The organism is Streptosporangium sp. NPDC000095, from assembly GCF_042899335.1.
Taxonomy (GTDB): Bacteria; Actinomycetota; Actinomycetes; order Streptosporangiales; family Streptosporangiaceae; genus Streptosporangium.
On record NZ_JBIAZS010000007.1, the window covers coordinates 237,300 to 253,021 of the forward strand.

13 protein-coding genes and 1 riboswitch are annotated in these 15,722 nt (G+C 70.4%); of the genes, 7 read left to right on the plus strand and 6 right to left on the minus strand.

What is annotated here, in order from left to right; genetic code table 11:
* Window positions 1-16: 16 nt before the first annotated feature.
* Both ACFY3V_RS18265 and ACFY3V_RS18270 read right to left on the minus strand, forming a co-directional pair.
* Window positions 17-1,699 carry a nitrite/sulfite reductase gene (locus tag ACFY3V_RS18265; protein WP_389774561.1) on the minus strand — a complete coding sequence of 561 codons (1,683 nt, stop codon included), beginning with the start codon at window positions 1,697-1,699 and terminating at the stop codon, window positions 17-19.
* A gap of 147 nt (window positions 1,700-1,846) precedes the next feature.
* On the minus strand, window positions 1,847-1,981 hold the full coding sequence (locus ACFY3V_RS18270) for a putative leader peptide (protein WP_389774564.1): 135 nt from the start codon (window positions 1,979-1,981) through the stop codon (window positions 1,847-1,849).
* A gap of 433 nt (window positions 1,982-2,414) precedes the next feature.
* On the opposite strand from ACFY3V_RS18270, the gene ACFY3V_RS18275 reads away from it, so the two are divergent.
* From ACFY3V_RS18275 to rsgA, 4 genes are all read left to right on the plus strand, one after another.
* On the plus strand, window positions 2,415-2,813 hold the full coding sequence (locus ACFY3V_RS18275) for a YccF domain-containing protein (protein ID WP_350946724.1): 399 nt from the start codon (window positions 2,415-2,417) through the stop codon (window positions 2,811-2,813).
* Window positions 2,814-2,906: 93 nt separating this feature from the next.
* Complete coding sequence (locus ACFY3V_RS18280) at window positions 2,907-3,917, plus strand: YihY/virulence factor BrkB family protein (RefSeq protein ID WP_350946725.1); 1,011 nt, start codon at window positions 2,907-2,909, stop codon at window positions 3,915-3,917.
* 13 nt (window positions 3,918-3,930) lie between these two features.
* Window positions 3,931-4,009, plus strand: a riboswitch (ZMP/ZTP riboswitch).
* Window positions 4,010-4,041: 32 nt separating this feature from the next.
* Window positions 4,042-5,298, plus strand: a complete 1,257-nt coding sequence (glyA, locus tag ACFY3V_RS18285; protein ID WP_350946726.1) for a serine hydroxymethyltransferase — start codon at window positions 4,042-4,044, stop codon at window positions 5,296-5,298.
* 364 nt (window positions 5,299-5,662) lie between these two features.
* Window positions 5,663-6,781, plus strand: coding sequence for a ribosome small subunit-dependent GTPase A (gene rsgA, locus ACFY3V_RS18290; protein ID WP_389774569.1), 1,119 nt, complete (start codon window positions 5,663-5,665; stop codon window positions 6,779-6,781).
* A gap of 182 nt (window positions 6,782-6,963) precedes the next feature.
* On the opposite strand, the gene ACFY3V_RS18295 is transcribed toward rsgA, so the two are convergent.
* From ACFY3V_RS18295 to ACFY3V_RS18310, 4 genes are all read right to left on the minus strand, one after another.
* Window positions 6,964-7,278 (minus strand): WhiB family transcriptional regulator, encoded by a 315-nt coding sequence (locus ACFY3V_RS18295; RefSeq protein WP_012893126.1) that lies wholly within the window; start codon window positions 7,276-7,278, stop codon window positions 6,964-6,966.
* Window positions 7,279-7,383: 105 nt separating this feature from the next.
* Window positions 7,384-8,340 (minus strand): sucrase ferredoxin, encoded by a 957-nt coding sequence (locus ACFY3V_RS18300; RefSeq protein WP_362900178.1) that lies wholly within the window; start codon window positions 8,338-8,340, stop codon window positions 7,384-7,386.
* Between the two features lie 126 nt (window positions 8,341-8,466).
* Window positions 8,467-9,999 carry a glycerol-3-phosphate dehydrogenase/oxidase gene (locus ACFY3V_RS18305; RefSeq protein WP_362900176.1) on the minus strand — a complete coding sequence of 511 codons (1,533 nt, stop codon included), beginning with the start codon at window positions 9,997-9,999 and terminating at the stop codon, window positions 8,467-8,469.
* The gene (locus tag ACFY3V_RS18310; protein ID WP_362900174.1) at window positions 9,996-10,634 is read right to left on the minus strand and encodes a TetR/AcrR family transcriptional regulator; all 639 of its coding nucleotides are present in this window, start codon (window positions 10,632-10,634) and stop codon (window positions 9,996-9,998) included. Before ACFY3V_RS18310 ends, ACFY3V_RS18305 begins: the two co-directional genes overlap by 4 nt.
* Window positions 10,635-10,680: 46 nt before the next feature.
* Between ACFY3V_RS18310 and ACFY3V_RS18315 the strand changes: the two genes are divergently transcribed.
* The 3 genes from ACFY3V_RS18315 to ACFY3V_RS18325 all read left to right on the plus strand — a co-directional run bounded on the left by ACFY3V_RS18315 (window position 10,681) and on the right by ACFY3V_RS18325 (window position 15,648).
* Window positions 10,681-12,255: an FAD-binding oxidoreductase gene (locus tag ACFY3V_RS18315; RefSeq protein ID WP_389774756.1), complete on the plus strand. Its 1,575-nt coding sequence runs from the start codon at window positions 10,681-10,683 to the stop codon at window positions 12,253-12,255.
* Window positions 12,256-12,508: 253 nt separating this feature from the next.
* Complete coding sequence (locus ACFY3V_RS18320) at window positions 12,509-14,017, plus strand: metallophosphoesterase family protein (RefSeq protein WP_389774573.1); 1,509 nt, start codon at window positions 12,509-12,511, stop codon at window positions 14,015-14,017.
* A gap of 35 nt (window positions 14,018-14,052) precedes the next feature.
* A complete protein-coding gene (locus ACFY3V_RS18325) occupies window positions 14,053-15,648 on the plus strand; it encodes a bifunctional 3'-5' exonuclease/DNA polymerase (RefSeq protein ID WP_389774576.1) in 1,596 nt (531 codons plus the stop codon).
* The last annotated feature ends 74 nt before the right edge of the window (window positions 15,649-15,722 follow it).

Consider the following 15,722-nt stretch of genomic DNA (forward strand, 5'->3'; position numbering starts at 1 on the left):
ACGGCGTGTCGGCCGTTCACTTCAGGTCCGCGTCGTCGGCGCGCTGCACCCAGTCGGAGAAGGTCTCGTTCTCGTCCTTCTGCTTCTCGAAGTTGCGGAGCACGCGCTCCACGTAGTCGGGAAGCTCCTCGGAGGTGGCCTTCAGGCCGCGGACCTTGCGGCCGAAGCCGGGGTTGACGCCCAGCGAGCCGCCCAGGTGGATCTGGAAGCCCTCGACCTGCTCACCCTTGTCGTTCACGACGAGCTGGCCCTTGAGGCCGATGTCGGCGACCTGGATGCGGGCGCAGGAGTTGGGGCAGCCGTTGACGTTGATGGTGAGCGGGCTCTTGAAGTCGGGCAGCCGCTGCTCCAGCTCGTCGATCAGGCTGGCCGCGGTGACCTTGGTCTCGACGATGGCGAGCTTGCAGAACTCGATCCCGGTGCACGCCATGGTCTGGCGGCGGAAGGTGGAGGGGTTGACCTGCAGGTCGCCCGCCTCCAGCTCGGCGACGAGGCTGTCGACCCTGTCGGGCGCCACGTCGAGGATGACCATCTTCTGCTCGACCGTGGTGTGCACCCGGTCGGAACCGTGCCGCTCGGCGATGTCGGCGATGAGGTTCAGCTTGTCGCCGTCGAGGCGGCCGACCTTCGGGGCGAAGCCGACGTAGAAGTTGCCGTCCTTCTGCGGGAAGACGCCCACGTGGTCCCGGCGGCCGCCGCGCGGCTGCTCGGGCGCGGGGCCGTCGGGCAGGACGTATCCCAGGTATTCCTTCTCCAGGACGTCGCGGAACTTCTCCGGGCCCCAGTCGTTGATCAGGAACTTGATCCTGGCCCGGTGGCGCAGGCGGCGGTAGCCGTAGTCGCGGAAGATGCCGATCACGCCACCGTAGGCGGGGGCGACCTGGTCCGGGGTGAGGAAGACGCCCAGCCGCTTGCCCAGCATCGGGTTGGTGGACAGGCCGCCGCCCACCCACAGGTCGAAGCCGCGCTCGCCGTTCTCGTTCACCACACCCACGAACGCCACGTCGTTGATCTCGTGCACGGTGCAGTGCGCCGGGCACCCGCTCACCGCGGACTTGAACTTGCGCGGCAGGTTGGAGTAGGCGGGGTCGCCGATGTAGGTGTCGTGGATCTCCTGGATCTGCGCGGAACCGTCGATGACCTCGTCGGTGTCGATCCCGGCCAGCGGGCAGCCCAGGATGACGCGCGGGGTGTCGCCACAGGCCTCCGTGGTGGACAGGCCCACCGACTCCAGACGCTCCCAGATGTCGGGAACGGCCTCGATCTCGATCCAGTGCAGCTGGATGTTCTGCCGGTCGGTGACGTCGGCGGTGCCCCTGCCGTAGAGGTTGGAGATGTCGGCGATGACGCGCAGCTGGGCCAGGTTGAGCCGGCCGCCGTCGATCCTGACCCGGAGCATGAAGTAGCGGTCGTCGAGCTCCTCCGGCTCCAGGATCGCGGTCTTGCCGCCGTCGATCCCGGGCTTGCGCTGGGTGTAGAGCCCGAACCAGCGCATCCGGCCGCGCAGGTCGGAGGGGTCGATGGAGTCGAAGCCGCGCTTGGAGTAGACGTCGATGATCCGCTGACGGACGTTGAGCCCGTCGTCGTTCTTCTTGTTCTCCTCGTTCTTGTTCAGCGGCTCGCGGTAACCGAGAGCCCACTGACCTTCGCCGCGCGGGCGCTTGTGATGTCGGTTCGCCGACCGGGCTGGGGTCGTCATGCGCGCGTCCTTTTGTGGCTCGATGGAATGATTTCCGGACGCGCACAGGCGGCACCTCCCGCCTCATCGTCGAGTGCGGGGGTCGATTACTCAGAGGAGGACGCCTGTTACGCGGCCGAGCTGGGTGAAATCAGCAGGGGGCGACTGTTAACGGACGTCACAACAGATGGCGCTGCGGACACGCAGGAGGTCGACGTGGCGTCGCACGACGAGCAAGGGGTCCGCTGGCATGTCTACGACGATACCTTGGGCACGGTGGATGTCCAATGTGGGGTCCACCATCTGGACGCGAACGTGGTATCGGGAGTCGCGCGGGGAGCGGGGGCAGCCGCCCGTCTAGACCTTGCCACCCGCCGGGCGGCAGGGTCTCGACGGGCGTGGCGGGGCCGGGGGTTCGGATCAGCCCTGGCGGGGCCAGTCGAGTGCCGACTCCCGAGGCTCGTGGACAGGCTGGTGCTGGCAGTCGCACCACGAGCCTCCCCGGCACTCGTCGTGCCGCCGCTCTTTGCAGTCCTCGCAGATCATGGCTCCATTCTCCGCCCTTTCCGGCCGGGGCATCACTCGGCTCCCCCCGGACCTGAGCCGCGATCGACAGGGACTTCAGCGGAGCGTCGCGGCGAAACGGGCGCCCCATTCGGGTCGGGGTCCGGATCAGGGGCGTTCCAGGGAGACGCCGGATGGAGCAGGCGCCCTTTCACCTGACATGCTCGTAAATATGCGGACACTGTTGAACGTCATTTGGTTGGTCTTCGCGGGGATCTGGCTGGCGATCGGCTACGTACTCGCGGGAATCGTGTGCTGTGTCCTGATCATCACGATCCCGTTCGGCATCGCGTCGTTCCGGATCGCCGCCTACGCGCTGTGGCCCTTCGGCAGGACCGTGGTGCGCGACCCCGACGCGGGCGCGCTGTCGACCATCGGGAACGTGATCTGGTTCGTCGTGGCCGGCGTCTGGCTCGCGATCGGGCACCTGCTGACCTCGATCCCGCTCTTCCTGTCGATCATCGGCATCCCGATGGGCCTGGCCAACCTGAAGCTGATCCCGGTCTCCCTGCTGCCGCTGGGCGCGCGCATCGTCGACGTCGACGACGCCGAGGCGTTCTACCGCAGGTAGGTTTCGCCGCGGACACCGAGGGCAGGCGGGCGAGATTCGATCGTTGCCCGCCTGACTCGTGATCAAGAGCGGCTAGGAATACCGTTGTGTGGCATGACGTCCACTGATGCCCCGGCCCATCGGCCCGGGCCCGAGCGGCGCCCCCCGCGCGGGCCCGGGGTGCGGTTGCGCGCCGGCGTCGCGTGGCTCCGCAGGGACGTCTGGGGCAGGCTGCGGGCGCTGCTCTCGTGGATCCGCGGCACCGACGTGTGGACCCTGATCGTCGCGACCACGAACGCGGGCGTCACCTACCGCGTCACCGGCCTGGCGGGTGAGGCGGCCTTCTTCGCGCTGCTGTCACTCCCGCCGTTCATGCTCGGCCTGATCGGCATGCTCGGCCAGCTGACCCGGGTGTTCGGCCCCGAGACGGTCAAGAACGTCAGCGACTGGATCGACGAGCAGGCCCACCTGCTGTTCACCGACAACGCCGTGGACACCGTCGTCACCCCCCTCATCGAGGACGTGCTGAAACCCGAGAACCAGGTCTCGCTGATCTCCCTGGGCTTCCTGCTCGCGCTCTGGTCGGGTTCGCGGGCGCTGTTCGTCTACGTCGACCTGATCTCGGTCGCCTACGGCCTCGGCGAGGAGCGCGGCATCATCCGCACCCGCCTGATGTCCTTCGGGTTCTACCTGGCGGGTCTGCTGATCGGCCTCGTGGTGATGCCGGTGCTCGTCCTCGGCCCGGCCGCGCTGCGCGGGGCCCTACCGGCCGACTACACCGTGCTGGTCGACATCCTCTACTGGCCGGTGGTGGTCATCGGCTCGGTGATCTTCCTCACCCTGCTCTACCACGTGAGCGTGCCCGTACGCACGCGCTGGTGGCGCGAGCTTCCGGGAGCGATGCTCGCCCTCGTCATCTGGATCGCCTGCGCCGCCGTGCTGCGCGCGGTCCTCGCCGCCTGGTTCTCGCCCGTCTCCATCTACGGCTCGCTCGCCGCCCCCATCGCCGTGCTCTTGTGGCTCTACATCACCGCGCTGGCCGTGCTTATCGGCGCCACGCTCAACGCCGAGGTCGACCGGCTCTGGCCTGTCGAGGGCGCAGGTCGCGCCGGGCGTGCGGCTTAGTCCGCTATCGTCTAAGCCGCGACTGGCGCATAAGGTGGGAGAGACCACCGGGGAGCGAAAGGGCGAGGAGGCCGAGCGCCTGGGTCTTCGCGCGATGTCGACGACGACAGGGGAGTGAAGGCGCATGAGCGCTCTTTCCAGCGTGGATCCGCAGATCGCCGAGCTCATCAAGGCCGAGGAGCGGCGGCAGTCCGACACCGTCAAGTTGATCGCCTCGGAGAACTACGTCTCCAAGGCCGTCCTCGAGGCCACCGGCACCGTCCTGACCAACAAGTACTCCGAGGGCTACGCCGGCAAGCGTTACTACGAGGGCCAGCAGGTCATCGACCAGATCGAGACCCTCGCCATCGACAGGGCCAAGGCCCTGTTCGGCGTGAACCACGCCAATGTGCAGCCCTACTCGGGCTCGCCCGCCAACCTCGCCATCTACCTGGCCTTCCTGAAGCCGGGCGAGACCGTGATGGGCATGGGCCTGCCGTTCGGCGGCCACCTGACCCACGGCTGGTCGGTCTCGGCCACCGGCAAGTGGTTCAACCCGGTCCGCTACGGCGTGCGGCAGGACACCGGCCGCGTCGACATGGACGAGGTGCGCGAGATCGCCCTGCGCGAGCGCCCCAAGCTGATCTTCTGCGGTGGCACCGCGGTCCCGCGCACGATCGACTTCCCGGCCTTCGCCGAGATCGCCCGAGAGGTCGGGGCGGTGCTCGCCGCCGACATCGCGCACATCGCGGGCCTGGTGGCCGGTGGCGCACACCCGTCGCCCGTGGGCCACGCGGACGTCATCTCCACCACCACCCACAAGACCCTGCGCGGTCCCCGGGGCGCCATGCTCATGGCCACCTCCGACGAGCACGCCACCGCACTCAACAAGGCCGTCTTCCCCGGTCTGCAGGGCGGCCCGCACAACCACACCACCGCGGCCATCGCGGTGGCGCTCAAGGAGGCGTCGACCGACGAGTTCAGGGACTACGCCCGCCAGGTGGTCATGAACGCGCAGGCGCTGGCCGAGGAGCTCCTGGCCCGGGGCTTCGACCTGGTCTCCGGCGGCACCGACAACCACCTCATCCTCTTTGACCTCACCCCCAAGGGCATCGGCGGCAAGCCCGCCGCCCAGGCCCTCGACAAGGCCGGGCTGGAGACCAACTACAACAGCGTGCCCTTCGACACGCGCAAGCCGTTCGACCCCTCGGGCATCCGTATCGGCACCGCGGGCGTGACCAGCCGGGGCATGGGCGTCGCCGAGATGCGGCAGATCGGCGCCTGGATCGACCAGGTCGTCACCGCCCTGGCCAAGGACGAGGACGAGGCCAAGCACGTCATCACCCGGGTCCACGGAGAGGTCAGGGAGCTCACCTCCCACTTCCCCGCCCCCGGTCTGTGATCTCCTCCCCGGAGGGCGGGCCGCGATCGGGGTGATTCTCCACCCCGATCGCGGCCCCGCCCTCCGGGGGATCTCCACCGGTTCGCGGCGCACCGGGCGACGTCCGGGCCGGTTGGAGTCCTCCGGGCTCGGCCCGGGGGATCCCGGGGCGCCCCGGGAAACACGGTAAAAATGTGTTTGCGCCGGACGGGAGGCGCTGCGCTAAGGTTCTCCCGAAGAAGCCGTTCGAGAAACGCGCGGCCACGAGGCGACAGGAGGTGGGAAGCATGCGGGTTGTTCTGGTGAGCCTGCCGTCCATCAACCTCCGGGTGCCCGCCTAGCCGATTCGCGACGAGGCACCCGGCCTTCCACAAGGGTGCTTACGTTGTCTTCGCCAATCATCTCTTCTTCATCCGTCCTCACCTCGCTCGGCTGGAACGACTCTCTCGCCGCCGAGCTTCCCGCAGGCCTCATCCCCGCCCGGGTGTCCCGCGTCGATCGCGGTGCCGCCGAGGTGCTGACGGCCTCCGGTCATCTCCGGGCCCACTACGGCGCCAGGGTGCGGCGCGACGCCGCCGCCGACCCCGTGGCCCTGCCGTGCGTCGGTGACTGGGCCGGGCTTCGCCGCCTGGCCGAGGGCCGTTTCGAGCTGGAGGCGCTTCTGCCCCGGCGCACCGCGTTCGTGCGCGGCGGCGTCGCCAGGGTCTCCAGGGGCGGGCTCTCCGGCGACTCCCAGGGCCAAGTGCTCGCCGCCAACGTCGACGTCGTCTTCGTCGCGGAACCCGCCCTGCACGCCACCGACACCGCCGACCTGGGCAGGATCGAGCGGCTGCTCGCGCTCGCCTGGGAGAGCGGGGGGCGTCCCGTGGTGCTCGTCACCAAGTCCGACCTGATCGGCGAGGGCCTCGGCTTCCTGATGGAAGAGGTCGCCTCGGCGGCGCCGGGTGTGGACGTGCACCCGGTCTGCTCCGTCACGGGCGAGGGCGTCGACATCGTCCGCGGCTACCTCGAGGGCACGCGCACCGCGGTGGTGCTGGGCGCCTCGGGGGCGGGCAAGTCGACGCTCGTCAACGCCCTGGCGGGGGAGGGGGTGATGGAGACCCAGCAGGTCAGGGCCGGCGACGGCCGGGGCCGTCACACCACCGTGCACCGCGAGCTGATCCCGCTCGCGGGGGGCGGGCTCATCATCGACACGCCGGGTATCCGCCGCATCGGCCTGTACGACATGGGCGAGGGCGTGGACATGGTCTTCTCGGACCTGGAGGAGCTCGCCGCGCGGTGCAGGTTCGGCGACTGCCGCCACGACAGCGAGCCGGGCTGCGCCGTGATCGCCGCGATCGAGGACGGCACGCTCGCCGAGCGGCGGCTGGAAAGCTGGAACAAGCTTCAGCGGGAGGCCGCGTGGATGGCGTCCAGGACTGACGCGCGGCTCCGCAAGGAGCTCCAGGGCAAATGGAAGAGCATCACCAAGGAGATGCGGAAGGCGGGCCGCAACAGGCCCTGAAACGCGAAAAGGGCCCTGAAGGGAACCGATGGGCCCTGGTGAGAAGCGGAAGTGCGGGGGAAACCCGCCGTGCGGTCGCCCGTTCCGGGGGGCCGCACGCGCGGGGCCCGACGCGACAACGTGTGATCTCGCAGGGGGTTCGCGAGATCACACGTGCGGGGGAAGCCGGGTGGAGGTACTGCTCAGGCGACGGCACTGATGCCGGCGCTGGCGGCGCGGCGCATACGACGGCGACGCTCGGAGGCGCGCTCGTCCTCGTTCAGACCGCCCCAGGTGCCGTACTTCTCCGGACGGGAGAGCGCGTAGTCCAGGCACTCGGCGCGAACAGGGCACTGGGCACAGATCGCCTTGGCCTTACGCTCGCGGATGTCACGCTCGGGCTGACGCTCGCCGTCGGGACCGAAGAAGAGCACGAGGTCCTCGCCCCGGCACGCGGCGTCATCCTGCCAGCCCCAGCTGGGCCGAGGCCGGGCGGTCTGCCGACGTACCTGAGACATGAGAAAACCACCTTATAGTGAGAGGGTATTTCTGGTTGATGCCGCATTGGACGCTTGTGACGTCCCTGAGGACAACGCCTGGATTGGCCGTGATGTTCCCTCAGGTCAGGTCAGCGCGGACGTGGCGTACCGCACAGGGGCTACCCTGTCCAGCGTGACCAGCCGGTAGGTAGTGATCGTATCGGCGCAAGCCGTACCGCATGGCGTTGTCAGCGTCATGGGTTCAACCACTACCCGAAAACGGGTGCCATTACCGCGCACAAATGCCTCGGTGACGGCGCCGTCCAACCTGGAGGATTCCACGGCCACTCCGCCAACCGAGAGATCACCCGTATGAACGCGGATGAAATGCTCAGCGGCCTGCAGTGGCTCAGGGATGCCTGCGCGTCCCCGGAAACGGTCGAGGATGACCTCGCCGGACCGGTACGCGTTGGCTGCCGCGATCGCAGCAGCCTGAGACATGCTGCCGTAGTAAAGCCCGTGTGGCAAGCACACGAGGTTGGCGGCGTATCGATCGCCGCCAACATGTGATGTTTCCCATACTGTGTCCGGCAATGTTTTTGCCAAGGACCGAGCGAGGGGTAGTCCAATGCGGGCGCAGCACGCGTTGCGCTTGGCATGCGTGCAGACCAGAAAAACCGGCTCACTCACAAGTATGCAGGACTCCGGGACCACTCCGGCCACCACGTTGTCAAGGTTAAGATCGTCCGGATCTGCGATGACGCCTTCGGCGATCCACGGTTCGGCCGATCCGGAGTCGGCGACCATGACGTGAATGCCGGTTTCCACGAGGTTTCTGCGTCCCGGGCGGCGGATCAGCTGGGGGCGGATGCCGAGGCGGGTGGCCCGTTTGATAAGAGTGTGAACTTCCTTGGGAAGATCGCAGTCTTCCAGGTGGGAGGCCCAGGGGCCGGGGTGCTCGATGAGAAGCCAGAAGCGGGCTCCGACGGTCGCGCTGGCGTGAAGTGGCAGCTCACCGGTGTGACAGCCCGGAGGGTGGGTGCACCCCTTGGCGGCTCTGACCGCTCTGTCCGCCCTGCCCACGACGCTCCCCGTGCTCACGCTCTCTCCTCGCTCTGACTTAGGTAAGACTAACCTAATGGTGAGAGAGGGGTGGCGAGGAGCGAAACGATCACAGGTGGGTGAAGGCGCGTGCGTCGGCGGCCTTCCGGCTCCGGCGGGCAGGCGTCAGTAGGCCAGTGCGGCACGCGCCATGGGGAGGGCCGCGTCGCGGTCCCGCAGGACGAGGCCGACCCTGGTGCGCCGGTCCAGGAGGTCGTCCACGTCCAGGGCGCCCTCGTGCCTGACGCCCCAGACGAGCTCGGCCCCGGTGACCCCGGTCGGCCCGGGCTCGGCCAGCCAGGGGTCCTCCGCCATCAGGGACCGTACGGCGGCCGCCTCACTCCCGTACCGCTCAAGCAGCCGGTCCGCCTCCCGGCCCTCGCGCCCGTCGCCGTTCGCGTCCTTCCCCGGGCGCGCGCCGGCCCCGACGAGGGGAAGGTCCGCCGTGCGGCTCGGTCCCGCGTCGAGCCCGCCCAGCGACACGGCCCGGTCGATCGCGTCCTCGGCCATCCTCCGGTAGGTGGTGAGTTTGCCGCCCACGATCGTCATCAGCCCGTCCGGCGTGCTCAGCAGCGTGTGCCTTCTGGACAGGTCGGCGCTGCGGCCGCCGCCGGCGCCGGCGAGCAGTGGGCGCAGCCCCGCGTAGGTCCCGGCGACGTCCTCGCGCCGGATCGGCTCCTCCAGCACGGAGTTCAGGATGGAGAGCAGGAAGGTCACGTCATCCTCCGGCGCCTGCGGTACGTCGGGGACGGGGCCGTCCACCGCCTCGTCGGTGAGCCCGACGTAGACCCGCCCGTCGGGCTGGGGAAGAACGAGGACGAAACGGTTGCTCTCCCCGGGAACCGGTACGTGCAGTCCCGCGGCCAGGCCGGGCAGCGTCTCCGGTCGCAGGACCAGGTGGGTGCCGCGCGAAGGGCTCAGCCGGATGCCCGGGTGCAGTCCGGCGGCCCAGACGCCGGTGGCGTTGACCACCGTCCTGGCCCGGATGGTGAAGATGTCCCCGTCGAGTTCGTCGCGGACCAGCGCGCCGTCGCCCGACAGCTCCAGCGCACGGCAGCGCGTCAGTATCCTCGCCCCGTGGGCCGCAGCGGTCCTGGCCACGGCGATCACCAGGCGGGCGTCGTCGGTCAGGCGCCCGTCCCATGACAGCAGGGCGCCGCGCAGCCCGCGCGAGTCCAGCGGCGAGGCGAGGGCGAGAGCCTGCGCGGCGGAGATCCGTGAGGGGCCGGGCAGGAGGTGGCGGGGCGTGCGTGCCGCGACCCGCAGCCCTTCGCCGAGGCGGTATCCGGTCATCAGCAGCGCCGCGTGGCGGCGGGAGACCTCGGGGACGAGCGGCAGCAGGTAGGGATGGGCGCTGACCAGGTGCGGCGCGGTGCGCCCGAGCAGGTGGCCGCGCTCCACCGCGCTCTCGTACGCCACCCCGACCTGCCCTTTGGCCAGGTAGCGGAGCCCGCCGTGGATCATCTTGGAACTCCACCTGGAGGTCCCGAAGGCGATGTCGTGGGCGTCGATCGCGGCGACGGAGAGGCCGCGGGAGGCCGCGTCGAGCGCCGCCCCGGCGCCGGTCGCGCCCAGCCCCACCACCAGCACGTCCACCACGAGGTCGCGCACCTCGGCCAGCTCGCGTGCGCGGCGGGCGGCGTTGAGAGAGGAGTTCACGGTCGCAGGTACCTTTCCAGGAGCGTGGCGAGCTCGGCGTCCAGGTCGTCCAGGCTGACCGGGGCGTCCGTGCCGCCCGGGCCACCTGGGCCGTTCAGGCCGACCGTGCCGTCCGGGGTGTCGGGGCCGGCCGGGTCGAGCATGGTCGGGCCGGAGAGAAGGAACGACTGGGCGGTGAGCAGCACCGCCCTGGCCATCCTCGCCGGGTCACCGCGCCGCACGGTGCCCCCCTCCTGGCCTCGGACGATCGCCGCCTCGACGAGCGCGAGCATGGCCTCGTGGCTCGCCCCCCTGCGGTCCAGCAGGTAGGGCAGGAGCAGCTCCGGGTCCACCTCGACGATCTTTCGCCAGAGCGGATGGTCGCGCAGCGCCCGTACCGCCGCCACCGCGGAGGTGACCGGGTCCCCGGTCGCGAACCGGTCCGCGACGCTCACCCACTCGCGGGTCATCAGGTCGGCGACGAGGGTCCGCATGTCGGGCCAGCGGCGGTAGATCGTCATGCGGGAGAGCCCCGCCCTGCGTGCCACGTCGGTGAGTGTGGCGCGCCGCACCCCCACCGCGAGGACCACCTCGCGGGCGGCGTCCAGCACCTGGCCGCTGCTCTCCACGTCCGCATTGTGACGAATAGACGTCATGTGTCACAGTGTAAGGGTGGAAAATCCGACGAGTGCCACCGAGCCCATGCTCTGGTCCGGCTGGGGTGATCCCGGCAAGGCCGCCGACCTGCCGGAACCGGTGAGAAAACTGCTCCACGACGTGCTGGGCGTGAGTCCGCGTCCAGAGCGGGCCGCCGAGCTCGGCGAGGTGCGGTTGCCCGCCGTGACCCTCTCGTCGCCCGTGCGGGCGGAACTGTGCGGCGTGGTCGGCGCCGATCACGTGCGCTCCGACGACGAGGCCCGCGTCCGGCACACCCGTGGCAAGTCCACCCCCGACCTGATGCGTATGCGCGCCGGAGACGGTTCCGACGCGCCCGACGCGGTGGTGCTGCCCGGTTCGCACCGCGAGGTGCTGGAGGTGCTCGCCGTCTGCGCCGCCCACCGGATCGCCGTGGTCCCCTTCGGGGGCGGAACCTCCGTGGTCGGCGGCCTGGTCGCGAGCAGGCAGGGCTTCGCCGGTGTCGTCGCGCTGGACCTGGTCCGCCTGGACCGGCTGATCGCCGTCGACGCCGAGTCGATGGTCGCGGAGATGGAGCCAGGGCTCCGGGCCCCGAGGGCCGAGCGGCTTCTGGCCGGGCACGGGTTCACCCTAGGTCACTTTCCGCAGTCGTTCGAGTACGCCACGCTGGGGGGTTTCGCCGCCGCCCGTTCCAGCGGGCAGGCCTCGGCCGGGTACGGGCGTTTCGACGACATGGTGGTCGGCATGACCGTGGCCACTCCGCGCGGGACCCTTGAGCTGGGCCGGGCGCCCAGGTCGGCGGCCGGGCCCGACCTGCGCCAGGTGATCCTGGGCTCGGAGGGGGCCTTCGGCGTGATCACCTCCCTGAGACTCCGCGTCCGGCCCGCGCCCGAGGAACGGGTCTACGAGGGGTGGCGGTTCGCCTCGTTCACGGAGGGATCGGCCGCGCTGCGACACCTCGTCCAGCAGGGCGTCGTGCCCACCGTGCTGCGCCTGTCCGACGAGACCGAGACGATGGTGGGCCTGGCACGCCCCGGCGAGATAGGCGCCTCGCCGACCGGTGCGGGCTGTCTGGCGATCGCCGGATACGAGGGCTTCTCCGAGGTGCCCGCCCTGCGCGAGCGGGTCGCCGCCGTGCTGTCCGGGTTCGGAGGCGTCCCCCTCGGCACGGATCCGGGGGAGTCGTGGGTTCACGGACGCTACTCGGCGCCCTATCTGCGCGACTCGCTGCTCGCCGCCGGCGCGACCGTCGAGACCCTGGAGACGGCCGGGTTCTGGTCCAACCTGCCTCGCCTCTACGACGCCGTACGGCTCTCGCTGCGCGCCTCGCTCGGCTCGCCGCTGGTCATGTGCCACATCTCCCACGTGTACGGCACCGGCGCCTCCCTGTACTTCACGGTCGTCACGGCGCAGGGCGACGACCCCGTCGGGCAGTGGCGAGAGGCCAAGCGGTCGGTCAACGAGGCGATCGTCGCGGCCGGGGGCACCGTCTCGCACCACCACGGGGTCGGTCGCGACCATCGGGAGGCCTACGCGACCGAGATCGGCGACCTGGGTGTGGAGATCCTGCGCGGGATCAAGGGCAGGCTCGACCCCGAGGGCATTCTCAACCCCGGCGTTCTCGTCCCGCCGGGCGGGTGACGGCGCGACGGGCACAGATGGGCACAGATGGGCACAGATGGATACGGGGGTATACGGGGGGCACGGTAGGGCAGGGAAGGGCAGGGCGGGCTCCGATTCGGCCCGCACGTTGGGCGGCGCTCCGCCGCGCAGGCCGCGACCGGACCTACCTCGGCGGCCCCCAACGGCCCGCAGTAGTCCTCGCCGGCTTCCGGATCGGCCGCCTTTCCCGAGAGGTGTGCGGCTTTTTAAGATCATTGCCAAGATATGGGCCATGGTTGACATAAGACAGGCGGCGGAGCGCGGGCGTGAGGTCTCCTCCCGGGTGTCGAAGGAGGGGGCGGGCTGGTCCTGCGCCCAGACGGGCACCTTCAAGGAACTGCTGCCCAGTAAGGAGACCTTCTCCTGGCTGAACCCGCGCACCATCTGGCGGTCGCGGAACGAGGTCCTCGCGATCCTGTTCGGAGACCCCTCGGGGCAGGTGAGGGCGCGCTGGGTGGGCTCGCAGCGGGACCGGGGCGTCGACCCCTCCTTCCGCATCCCGATGGACGTCGGCTCCGAGTTCTCCTTCCTTGTCCTCGGCGACACGGGGGAGGGCGACGCCTCGCAGTACGCCGTGGTGCCGGGCATGCTCAAAGTCGGTGAGGGCACCGCGTTCGCGGTTGTCGCCAGCGACGTGATCTACCCCACCGGCTCGGGCAACGAGTACGAGGACAAGTTCTTCCGCCCGTACCAGGACTATCGAGCGCCGATCTACGCGATCCCCGGCAACCACGACTGGTACGACGGGCTCGGTGGTTTCATGCGCGTCTTCTGCGAGGCCCCCGCCCTGGAGGCCGAGAACGAGGGGTTCAAGCTGTCGCCCTCGGGATTGCGCGGTCTGCTCTGGCGCAAGCCGGAGAAGATCGACGAGGCCCGGCTGGCGAGGGCACGCGAGCTGCGGGCGAAGCCGGAGCAGCGGGCCGTGCAGCCCGCCCCCTACTGGGCGATGGAGACCCCGGGGCTGCTCATCGTCGGGGTGGACACCGGTATCCGCGGCGACATCGACTCCGAGCAGGCCACCTGGCTGCGCGAGGTCTCCCGCGATCCCCGGCCCAAGGTGCTGATCACCGGAAAGCCCATCTACAGCCGTAACGACTACAAACCGTCGAAGCTGGCCGGCGGCGGAACCATCGACGACATCGTCACCGACCCCGCGCACAACTACATCGCGGCGATAGGCGGCGACGTGCACAACTACCAGCGCTTCCCGGTCAAGGTCGGGGACCGGACCATCCAGTATCTCGTGGCGGGCGGATCAGGGGCCTTCATGCACGCCACCCACACCATCCCGAGGGTCACCGTGGGCGGCGTGCACGAGGACGACTACCGCTGCTACCCGCTCCGCGGTGACTCGCTCTCGTTCTACAGCGGGCTCTACAGTGACCGGCTGCGCATGCGGTGGCTCTACCTCACGCCCGACGAGAGCGCGGCGCTGATGTCCCGGCGGATCGGCAACACCCCGGTGAGGGACATCCCGGCCGTGCCGATCACCCGGCGGATGCGGTGGGCCGCCAGGATCCTCGGCGGCTGGCCGATGCCGCTGCGGCTCCCGGTGGGCAGGACGTTCCACCGCTACCTGTCGGAGCTGTCTGACTGGGACACCCCGCCGTTCTTCAAGAGCTTCCTGCACGTCTCGGTCACCTCGGAGGCCCTCACGATCCGCTGCTTCGCCGCCACCGGCTGCCTGCGGCAGGAGATCGAGCCCCCGGTCGAGGACGAGATCGTCATACCGCTCGTCTGATCGAGAATGTCGTACCGGCGTGGCAGGGTGGGCGTATGCACGTGTCGGTCGCGGCGGCTCCCGGGGGTGGGGGTGTGCTGCGTGTGGACGGCGAGCCCGCTGGGGCCGTCGCCGATCTGGCCTCGGCCGTCCGCGAGATGGAGGCCCGGGGGCCGCGCTGGGTCTGGGCCGACACGCGGGAGGTCTACCCCGCCCTGCTCGCCGCGGGGGTGCGGCTCGCACGCTGCCACGACCTCGCGCTGACCGAGGGCCTGCTCCTCGCCCACGAAGGGCGGTTCGGCGAGCCGAGGTCGGCCCCCGCGGCCTACGCCCGGCTGCACGGCCTGCCCGTGCCCGACGATCCGCACGGACCCCAGGCACGGCAGGCCACGCTTTTCGAGGAGGAGGCGTCCCCGCCGGACGCGGACCTGGTCGCGGAGGTCTACGCCGACCAGTTGCGGCGCGTGGAGGCGACCGCCGACCCCGGGCGCTTCCGGCTCCTGGTCGCCGCGGAGTCGGCCGGGGCGCTGGTCGCCGCGGAGATGGCGAGGGAGGGCATGCCCTGGCGCCGGGACGTGCACGACGAGCTGCTGACCGGCCTGCTCGGCCCGCGTCCTGTGCACGGCATGCGGCCCGCCAAGCTCCAGGCCCTGGCCGACGAGGTGGCGGCGGCGTTCGGTACGCCGTTCAACCCCGACTCCCCGCAGCAGATCGTGAGGGCGTTCAAGGCGGCGGGCGTGCCTGTCGCCTCCACCAGGGCCCACGACATCAAGCAGGTCGAGCACCCGGGCGTCGCGCCCCTGCTCGCCTACAAGGAGATGGCCAGGTTCTACAGCTTCCACGGCTGGGCCTGGGCCGACCAGTGGGTGCGCGACCACCGTTTCCGGCCCGAATACGTGGTGGGCGGCGTGGTGACGGGCCGGTGGGCGACCAACGGTGGCGGGGCCCTGCAGATCCACAAGCTGATGCGCAAGGTCATCGTGGCCGACGACGGCTGGACGCTCGTCGTCGCCGACGCGGCCCAGCTGGAGCCGCGTGTGCTGGCCGCGATGGCGGGGGACGTCGGCCTCGCGAGGGCGGCCGGGCAGATAGACCTCTATCAGGCGCTGGCGCAGGCGTTCGGCGGCGAGCGCGACAACGCCAAGATCGCGATGCTGTCGGCGATGTACGGAGGCACCAGCGGAGACGCGCCCAAGCTGCTGGCCGTGATGCGCCGGCGCTTTCCCCGCGCCTACCAGTTCGTGGAGGACGCCGCCAGGGCGGGGGAGGAGGGCAAGGTGGTCCGCTCCTGGCTGGGCCGCACCTCGCCCCCGCCCTCCGCCCGCTGGCGGGAGCTGGTCTCCGGCCCCGAGGGAGGCCGCGCGGCTCGCGACCGCGGCCGGTTCACCCGCAACTTCGTCGTCCAGGCGACCGCGGCCGAGTGGGCTCTCGTGCTGATGGCCGTGCTGCGCGGCCTGCTTCCCGACCCGGCAAGACTGGTGTTCTTCCAGCACGACGAGGTGATGGTGCACTGCCCGGCCGAGCAGGCGGAGGAGGTCGTCGCGGCGGTCGGCAAGGCCGCGGAGGAGGCGACCCGGTTGTTGTTCGGATCGACCCCGGTGCGCTTCCCCATGCTGGCCGTCCCGGTCAGGTGTTACGCCGACGCCAAGTGACGCCCGGTGGGGCCGGGCGTCCCGGGCGGTTTCGGACGCTCCCGGGCGCCGGTTGAGCGGATCGGGTGAGGGCG

Bases quoted from the DNA above. Each gene is read 5' to 3' on its own strand.
- ACFY3V_RS18265 (WP_389774561.1), bottom strand. From the start codon at position 1,699: ATGACGACCCCAGCCCGGTCGGCGAACCGACATCACAAGCGCCCGCGC.
- ACFY3V_RS18270 (WP_389774564.1), bottom strand. From the start codon at position 1,981: ATGGTGGACCCCACATTGGACATCCACCGTGCCCAAGGTATCGTCGTA.
- ACFY3V_RS18275 (WP_350946724.1), top strand. From the start codon at position 2,415: ATGCGGACACTGTTGAACGTCATTTGGTTGGTCTTCGCGGGGATCTGG.
- ACFY3V_RS18280 (WP_350946725.1), top strand. From the start codon at position 2,907: ATGACGTCCACTGATGCCCCGGCCCATCGGCCCGGGCCCGAGCGGCGC.
- glyA (WP_350946726.1), top strand. From the start codon at position 4,042: ATGAGCGCTCTTTCCAGCGTGGATCCGCAGATCGCCGAGCTCATCAAG.
- ACFY3V_RS18295 (WP_012893126.1), bottom strand. From the start codon at position 7,278: ATGTCTCAGGTACGTCGGCAGACCGCCCGGCCTCGGCCCAGCTGGGGC.
- ACFY3V_RS18310 (WP_362900174.1), bottom strand. From the start codon at position 10,634: ATGACGTCTATTCGTCACAATGCGGACGTGGAGAGCAGCGGCCAGGTG.
- ACFY3V_RS18315 (WP_389774756.1), top strand. From the start codon at position 10,681: ATGCTCTGGTCCGGCTGGGGTGATCCCGGCAAGGCCGCCGACCTGCCG.
- ACFY3V_RS18320 (WP_389774573.1), top strand. From the start codon at position 12,509: ATGGTTGACATAAGACAGGCGGCGGAGCGCGGGCGTGAGGTCTCCTCC.
- ACFY3V_RS18325 (WP_389774576.1), top strand. From the start codon at position 14,053: ATGCACGTGTCGGTCGCGGCGGCTCCCGGGGGTGGGGGTGTGCTGCGT.